The 7,478-nt window shown below is 61.8% G+C and carries 8 protein-coding genes; 1 reads left to right on the top strand and 7 read right to left on the bottom strand.

The features are described 5' to 3' along the window. Window positions 1-331 (top strand): hypothetical protein (locus tag BM162_RS18600; protein WP_245759337.1); only part of this gene is annotated, 331 nt, incomplete at its 5' end. 153 nt (window positions 332-484) lie between these two features. Here the strand turns inward: BM162_RS18600 and BM162_RS18595 are convergent. From BM162_RS18595 to BM162_RS18565, 7 genes are all read right to left on the bottom strand, one after another. Further along, window positions 485-877, bottom strand: a complete 393-nt coding sequence (locus tag BM162_RS18595; protein WP_093424993.1) for a hypothetical protein — start codon at window positions 875-877, stop codon at window positions 485-487. A gap of 160 nt (window positions 878-1,037) precedes the next feature. Continuing rightward, window positions 1,038-2,033 carry a hypothetical protein gene (locus tag BM162_RS22490; RefSeq protein WP_143096217.1) on the bottom strand — a complete coding sequence of 332 codons (996 nt, stop codon included), beginning with the start codon at window positions 2,031-2,033 and terminating at the stop codon, window positions 1,038-1,040. 233 nt (window positions 2,034-2,266) lie between these two features. Continuing rightward, window positions 2,267-3,271 (bottom strand): hypothetical protein, encoded by a 1,005-nt coding sequence (locus tag BM162_RS18585; protein ID WP_143096216.1) that lies wholly within the window; start codon window positions 3,269-3,271, stop codon window positions 2,267-2,269. A 135-nt stretch (window positions 3,272-3,406) separates the two neighbouring features. Then, complete coding sequence (locus BM162_RS18580) at window positions 3,407-4,396, bottom strand: hypothetical protein (RefSeq protein ID WP_093424989.1); 990 nt, start codon at window positions 4,394-4,396, stop codon at window positions 3,407-3,409. 78 nt (window positions 4,397-4,474) lie between these two features. Next, entirely contained in the window at window positions 4,475-4,924 is a 450-nt protein-coding gene (locus BM162_RS18575) for a hypothetical protein (protein WP_093424987.1), read from the bottom strand. Window positions 4,925-4,990: 66 nt separating this feature from the next. Beyond that, entirely contained in the window at window positions 4,991-5,533 is a 543-nt protein-coding gene (locus BM162_RS18570; RefSeq protein WP_093424986.1) for a type 4 pilus major pilin, read from the bottom strand. Window positions 5,534-5,637: 104 nt separating this feature from the next. Then, window positions 5,638-7,470 (bottom strand): hypothetical protein, encoded by a 1,833-nt coding sequence (locus tag BM162_RS18565; RefSeq protein WP_143096215.1) that lies wholly within the window; start codon window positions 7,468-7,470, stop codon window positions 5,638-5,640. Window positions 7,471-7,478 lie beyond the last annotated feature (8 nt).

Raw genomic sequence — 7,478 nt, 5'->3', positions numbered from 1 at the left:
CCCCGAAGGCGGTCTCACAGGCCGAGGCTGCATGATGGCCACTGTCACTCACGTCTGTACCATCGAGCACGTCGCAAAGATGCTCGGCGAAGATTGCGAAATGCTGGAAGCCATCGTCGAGAACGACGACAACCTCAGCTATGGCGCCATCATCAGCGTCCACACCGGAAGCGAAGAAGGCATCACCGCCCTGACCGACGATGGCATCGACGAACTGAAAGACATGCTCAACGACGCACGTCGCTCACCGGATGCATGGCAAGCATTCCTCGAGGACTTCGTCGCCGATCATGACATCATCGCCCGCGTCAAGGAAAACGGGCCGCGGTAGAAACCGAGCGGTTACGATCGAGCAGGCGAGGGTGATGGTGGTGCGTGACATGGGAGGACCCTTTGTGAACCGAGAGAAATTGCTGCCTGGCGGAGCGGGCTGTCTGCCGCGGCGCGTCCGAAGGAGGCGCGGCGGGCAGCCCGGGCCGTCTGGTCAGTCGGCGTCCTGCGTCCCGATGTCTGCGCTTAGATGACCGAAGATCGCGAGGCGCTTGTGCGCCGAGAGCGTGTCCACGTGAGCCTGGACCGCAGCGACGATCGCGGCGTCCCGGAGCTGTGCTTCCGTCGGCTCCGGCGGCGTGTATTCGCGCCCCGAATGCTTATAGAAGGCTTCAACGAAGCCAGCTGACTGCGCAGCTTGGTGCGGGTCGTAGGCAGCCCTGATCTCGGCGCCCAGGAGGCGCATTGAGACCGTCGTCTGGAAGTTCTCGGGGGCCCACGGTCTCTTCAGGTCAGGGTGACCGCGGGGAACGATCGCGAAGTCGGTGAGGATTCCCGCGTCGGCGAGGCGGTAGATGTCTTCTTCGCTCAGTGTGTCGATGCCCATGTGATCCCCTTCGGATGTCCTGCGGCGGCTCACCCCACCCCGCACGAAGGAGGGGGTGGGGTGTGACCGGCGCTGTGCTGAGAAGGTGTGCATGCCGTGCTGCAACGAAAAACGCCCCGCCGAAGCGGGGCGTCTCGAGCCATCTGGAGGAGAGCAGGGCTCAGTCGGTGTATTCGCCGGCGTTGCGCGACATGCCTTCCCACTGGGGCGTGATACGGCCGGAGGTCGCCCGGGCACCCTTGCCGCGAATGTCATCATAGGTCATCGAGCGCAGCTCAGCGGTGCCACCGCCGTATTTGGTCGCCCTCCAGATCGCGTAATCATCATTGACGCGCTGCGTAAGGGTCGGGCAGACCTGATCGCCGACCGCATCGAACGTGCAGATCTCATCAAACCAATCCCAATGAGTACGTCTGGGTGACATTTCTGCAGCCATGAATCTGGTATAAAGATAGAAGGGGGCCAGATACTGGTACATTGACAACGCCGGATCCGGTGATGGGGCGACCAGATCCGCAGTCGGATACCTGGGAGGTTCCGAAAGATTTGTCTGCGTATCTATGTAGTAGTCAAATACGCGCTTCTGCGCGGCGCTCGGAGAAGGGATCGACCTGTATCCCTCCAGGCGCGTGAAAGCGAGATCGACGAGTTCTTCGCGACTATCCCAGCTGATGGTTAGGTCTTCGAAAGTTCTCTGGCCGCTATACCAGTACCAGTCTTGAGAGAACCGGCTTGTTGGTCGATTTCCGCCCGCATATGCATCGATAGCTGAAGAACCGTTGAAGCGGTATGCGTACTCCTCATTCAGGTAGGGCGTTTTTTCCTTGGAGAATTCATCTATAGTCTCGTCCCATCCACGCGCGCCGAAATTGTCGTATGTCCTTGGACGGAACTTGTACGCCGTAGACCTCGTCGGATCGTCCCAGGCGCTTTCAACCGGGCACCAGTCCCCGTACTCGTACACCATCACGCCATAGCCATGCGAGAAGCGGACACCGTGAGGGAAGTCCAAGCTGCAATCACAGTATGGCGCTCCGTTAGGATCGGGCCGGTAATTATCCGGATCGCAGGTATAATACGCCGCCGCCGATTGAGTTGGCGCAAGGGTAGTTACCACAGCGCAAACAGCAGCAATCCTAAGTAGTGCGGTTTTCATGTCTTCCTCCAGAAGCAGGTCTTGATCAGGAAATATGGTCCCCGATGCAGCGCCCCAACTTGTGCGCAAAGGCGAGAGAGCAAGTGCCTTTCGAAGCCGTGCCCTCCCGTCACAGCACCCGGGAAAATGCCCATGGCCCCGCGCGGTGGGGGACGATGTGCATGTTGTGAGGCGAACGAAAAAACGCCCCGCCAAAGCGGGGCGCTCGAGAGCCCTCTGGAGGAGGGAAGGGCTCAGTCGCTGTGTTCGCCAAGGTTGCGCGTCATGCCGCCCCACTGCGGCGTGATGCGGCCGGAGGTCATTTGGGCGCCCTGGCCGCGCAGGGCATCGTAGGTCATCGAGCGCAGCTCGCCGATGCCAGTGACGTTCTTGGTTGAACGCCAGATCGCGTAGTCGTCGTTGATCCGCTGCGTGAGCGTCGGACAGACCTGATCACCGGCCGCATCGTAGGTGCACATCTCGTCGTCCCAGTCAATGCTTAGCATGTCGTACCTCATTGCCCGGATATACACGCCGAGTGGGAACAGGTACTGCTCCATCGTCTTCTCCGGGTCGGGCGAGGGGGCGGCCTTCTCCGCACTCGACAGGTTACTCGCAGTCGATAGGTCTCCCCAATCAGGAGCGGTGTAGTACTCATAAACCCGAACCTGTTCGGCACTCGGCGACGAAATAGACCGGTAGCCATCGAGTCGACTGAATGCCAGATTTACGAGTTCTTCTCTGGTATCCCAGGTGACACCCGACCCCCCGCCGTTCTCTAAATTGCCGCCTCTGTGCCACTGCCAATTCGGCGAGAAGCGGGAGGTCATGCTGTCGCTGTAGCTGTCAGCATCAACCGCCCGTTGCCCGTTGAACTGCATACTGTACCCATCATTGTTTGCATACGGCGTCCGATACTGTGAGAAGGCGTCGATCGACTCGTCCCACGACCCGTCTCCGTAACCCGAGTAAGCGAGCGGACGATACGCGTAGTTGGATGAGCCAAACACGTCGCCGGGTTCGAAACCCTCAACCGGGCACCAGTCGGATCTATCGAAGATGATCGTATCCATCCCCTTGTGCTGGAAACGAATTCCCGAAGGAAATGTGTCGCATGGGCACTTGTAGCTGGACGACGGGTCCGGTGCGCGGTTGAGCGCGCAACTATAGACTGCGATATGATCGGAAATCGCTGCAGCGGGTGCCAGCGAAATTACAGCCGTTGCAAGGGCCGCAATCCTCAGAAATGTGATTTTCATCTGTCCTCCAGGAAAGGAACAAGGCTTGCCCAGTAAATATGGCCCCTGACGCTGCGTCCCAACCTGATCACAAAGGCAAGAGGGCGCGCTTCTTTCGAAGCCGCCCTCTCATTGAGAACCCGGGATGGCGTTCGATCAGGCCTTCTTCTTGATCTTCCGCGTCGCCAGGTGCGCCGAGGCCGGAATAGTCGAGGCCTTGCGTTCGTAGGATGCCCGCTTCTGCCAGACGATCTCGTGGGTCTCCGAGAAGACCGCGCCGCGCTGGCCGGCGAGCGCGGCGCGCAGCGTCTCATTGATCTCCTTGATCTCCTTCTCGGCCGCCTTGCGTTCGGCCTTGAGCTCCTCGAGTCGGAGAACCAAGGCCTGCTTCTCCTCATCCTCGCGGAAGTCCGCCATGGGCGCCTCGTCGTCGGTGCGGGCATTCAGGACCGAGAAGAGAGCCATGTCGCGCCCTTGGAGGTCCGGCTGCACATCATGCGCTACGCAGTCGAAGAAGGCGTCGACAGTCTGCTCCAGCTCCGCGATTGTCTCCTCGAGCTCATCGCGCTCCAGGACAAACTCCTGCACGCGCAGACCGGTCATAGCGAGGACATGCACGCGTTCGGCGGCGCGAACCGAGGCGGTGTGAGCCGCCATCAGGAAGGCGCTGTCGGACACCTGGGCGCAGCCGTCGAGATCACGCCACTGGTCGAGCTGAAAGGAATTCACCGGCAGGCAGAGAACCGGCTCCCAGAGGCGACCGTCCTGGGAAATCTCCGCATCGGGCCGCGACCACATCGTGTCACGGCTCGGGTGGAGCAGCGGGTCGGCGCGGCGCACCTGTGCGCCCTGGGCAGCAGCATAGTCCTCGATCGGGATCATCTTCATCCGCGACCACAGCGAGGCGGGGCGGGGCAGGGGCGTGTGGCGTCCGGTACGGACCGCCCAGAGGTTGTAGGGGGTGGCAAAGGAGGAGACCGTCTCGCCAGCTTCGTTTTCCGCCAGATCGCGGTCGTCCTCGTCGTCGGGAGTGGCGGTCGCAGAGAAAAGACCCGGCACTTCCATGTGGCTCAAGGACGTGTCCCGCAGATCTTCGAAAGAAGCGTCGGTCACACGGGGTGCGGAAATGGTCGAGATGCGCGACATGAAAACAGTCCTCTCCGTTCGGAATTGTCTCGTTCGTACAGAGAAGATTGACCCGGCGGCCTCGGATCGAAGGCGAATTTACTGCTCTTCGATGATGTCGGAGATATTATCCTCATCGTAGTGGTCCGCGGGCACATACCCGGGCAGAAACGCCGTCTTCATCGGAACGACGCAATCCTGCGCTTCGCAGCCCTCGGGTCGGAAATGCACTTCGCCATTCTCGTCGACGAGGAAGGACATGCTGGCCGCGGGAAGGCGATTGCCCTCACGCCGGGGCGCAATGCGAGGCAGGAGAATATCTCTGAATTCGGTCTGGGTGATTTCCCTCATGCCGGTCGACGGAGGAGATATCACCCCGTCTTGAACTGCGGTGCGGATCGCGGTCGCCCAGTACTTGAGCTCGGCGGTCTGCGCGTCGGCCTGCACCGCGCGCGTCTCGCTGCGCGACACGACAGCATCCTGGTGCATGGGAAGGGCGAGGATGGCAAAGGACGCAAGCGCGAGCGCCGAGAACAGATAACTGTACATGCCACCCTCCTGGTGTTGATCGCCTCGAAGGCGTTCCGGAGCCGGGTTGCCCGGCTCCGTCAGGGCTCACCGCACGTAGTAGGTGAGGGTGTTGGTGCCGGTATCGAGGCACTGCGTAGCAGCGGTGCCGGGATCGACGGACGGCGTGGTCAGCGGGGTCTCCGCGTTGATCTGGAACGCGTAGATGAAGGTCGGCGTCAGCGTCGCGGCGGCCGCCAGGTTGGCGCAGGCCTCGTAATCCACGCCGTTGACCTCGATCTCGAAGTCGCGCGAATTGCCCGTAACAATGATGTCGCCGCCCCAGTCGTTGCGGATCTCGGTGTCCGACTGGACCAGGTCCGCAGGCACCTTGCCGGTGCGGATGGCGATCTCGGTCGTCAGCGAGGTGAAGTTCGACTGGCCGCGATACAGTTCTTTGATCCCGGTCCCCATGGTGGCCACGGCCTGGTTGGTGGCGGAGACACGCTGGGAGCCGCTAATCTGGTTGAAGGTGAAGAAGGCGCCGATGGCGACCATCGCGATGATCGAAAACACGAAGATCAGTTCAAGAAGGGTCATGCCCTTGAGGGACGTCTTGTCGCCCCGAAGTGCCGTGGAAGTCGTATTCATAAGTCCGTCCTCTCAGGGGATTGGAAGCAAGCCTTACTGGCAATAAGGAAATACGCGCGTGAGCCCGGATCGAAAAAAAAACGCTCCGGGCCCCGCCCTTTACCTCACCGGTTGGAAACCCGCGGGGTGAATATCGCGCCCGCATTCGGGTCCGGGTTCTCCGGCCCCTCGACCTGACCGCCGGCTTCGACATCGAAGTAGCAATAGGTCTGTGCGATGCCGCGAACCTGGAAGCTCTTCTCCGGGTCGTACTGATCCATGGCATCTTCGGAGGAAACATCGATGGCGTAGACCCGCCAGCCGCCCGGCTGCTCGTCGGCATACATCTCGATCGCCATGTCTCCCGATTTCTGCTGCGTGAAAATGGAAGCGGCCTGGATCAGGATGCGCGGCTTGAGGCGGCCGTCATCCGCACCGTCGAAGCGCGTCGCCTTGCAGTCGGGGTAGGGCACGACAGCCTGGGCGGTGCCGGAGCCCACGTCATAGGCACTTTCGAAGGCATAGGCGCCCATGAAGCGCCAGCGCGGCATGATGCCACCCAGCGAGCCACCGGCTTCGGCGACCTCGATATCCTGGGCTACGATGCGCCCGACACGCAGCGTCCCGTCGCCGGTGTTGTAGACGGGACCGCCGGCTCCACCGACCCGGTAGTTGCCCTCGGCGCCCACGACCACGGAGTTGCCTGCATCAAGACGCAGGAAGTCGGCGTCGGTGTCGATCTCGGCAGGCATGGCATTCGTGCCCTGCAAGCGCAGTTTGTTATTCGCGTTGCGGAAGGACATCGTGCCGTCGTTCGCGACCTGGATGTCCGCCAGGATGTCGCCGGCGGATCGGAAGCCATAAACACCGGTGCCGGCGTCGAAGTCGAGGTCGCCAGTATCGGAGGACAGGCGGGACTTCCCGGCGAGCGGGCCGGTGCCTTCCGCGATCTCGAGACCTTCCTGCGTCTCGACGCGGGCTTTCTGGCCCTGGATGACGACTTCCTCGTCGGCGCTCAAGCGCAGGCGTCCGCTGTTTTGCTGGATCACCAGCTCGTCGGTGTCGTCGGCTGCATTGCTGTCGCCGGTGCCGACGATGCGGCGCGCGCCCGTCAGGTCGTTGTTGTTGATCTGGATGTCGGCGTCGCCGGGGCTGAGCACGAGGTCGGTCCGCATCGTGTTGAGCTCCGGATCGCCGTAGTCGAGACGGAAGAGCTGGTCGCCATAGACGGAGCTGTCGCCGCGGACGAAGAACGCCGCCGTGGCGTAGTCCTGAATGTTGGAGATCCGCGAATAGAGCCCGGGCGCGATGGTCCAGCCGCCGAAATTGCCGCAGATCGTACCCTCGGGCAGGATCGTGCCCGCATTGTCGCTGCACAGGACATCGCCGGTGGTGACGTAACCACCTTGCCGGCCCACGGCGCCCGCCGCGGCGATCCGCATGCTCGGATCGGCATCCACCGGAGAGTCGATGCCCTTCTTCGTCAGGACCAGCACGTGAAGGCTGTCGACCGGGGTCGCGCCGGCGCCCGTCGTCCGGGTGTACTGAACGCGCCGCGTCACGACCTCGTAGGACATGCCGAGGGCATCGTCGGATGGCAGGTAGCCCAGCGGGTTCGCGATCGTCTCGCCGGCGAAGCTGAGGAAATCGGATCTCGAGGGATCCTGAATCGTGTAGCTGCAATTGCCAGGGCTGTCGCAATTGGCAGAGCTGTTGGCCAGCATCGCATCGAAGTGTTGATCGACGAATTGTGAGGCCGCCTGGGAGACCGTCAAAAGAGCCATCCCGCTGGCTCTGGAGACCTGCCTCTCTGAGTATTCCGTTATCGATACCTGGGTGCCGGCCATGATTACCGCTGCCAAGGCAAGTGCGAGCGTGGTCTCGAGAAGAGAGATACCCCGAACCTTCTTCGCTTCTTGCGCAGACCTCGGTGCGATCTGTCGGATGGGAAACTGCATGTTGTATC

The organism is Tranquillimonas alkanivorans (assembly GCF_900115595.1).
Classification (GTDB): Bacteria; Pseudomonadota; Alphaproteobacteria; order Rhodobacterales; family Rhodobacteraceae; genus Tranquillimonas; species Tranquillimonas alkanivorans.
The sequence above is the reverse complement of the archived record's forward strand: the minus strand, read 5'-3'. Positions and strand labels throughout refer to the sequence as shown.

Excerpts from the sequence above, each read along its gene's own strand:
- BM162_RS18585 (WP_143096216.1), bottom strand. The coding sequence starts at position 3,271 with ATGAAAATCACATTTCTGAGGATTGCGGCCCTTGCAACGGCTGTAATT.
- BM162_RS18580 (WP_093424989.1), bottom strand. The coding sequence starts at position 4,396 with ATGTCGCGCATCTCGACCATTTCCGCACCCCGTGTGACCGACGCTTCT.
- BM162_RS18565 (WP_143096215.1), bottom strand. The coding sequence starts at position 7,470 with ATGCAGTTTCCCATCCGACAGATCGCACCGAGGTCTGCGCAAGAAGCG.
- BM162_RS18570 (WP_093424986.1), bottom strand. The coding sequence starts at position 5,533 with ATGAATACGACTTCCACGGCACTTCGGGGCGACAAGACGTCCCTCAAG.
- BM162_RS22490 (WP_143096217.1), bottom strand. The coding sequence starts at position 2,033 with ATGAAAACCGCACTACTTAGGATTGCTGCTGTTTGCGCTGTGGTAACT.
- BM162_RS18595 (WP_093424993.1), bottom strand. The coding sequence starts at position 877 with ATGGGCATCGACACACTGAGCGAAGAAGACATCTACCGCCTCGCCGAC.
- BM162_RS18575 (WP_093424987.1), bottom strand. The coding sequence starts at position 4,924 with ATGTACAGTTATCTGTTCTCGGCGCTCGCGCTTGCGTCCTTTGCCATC.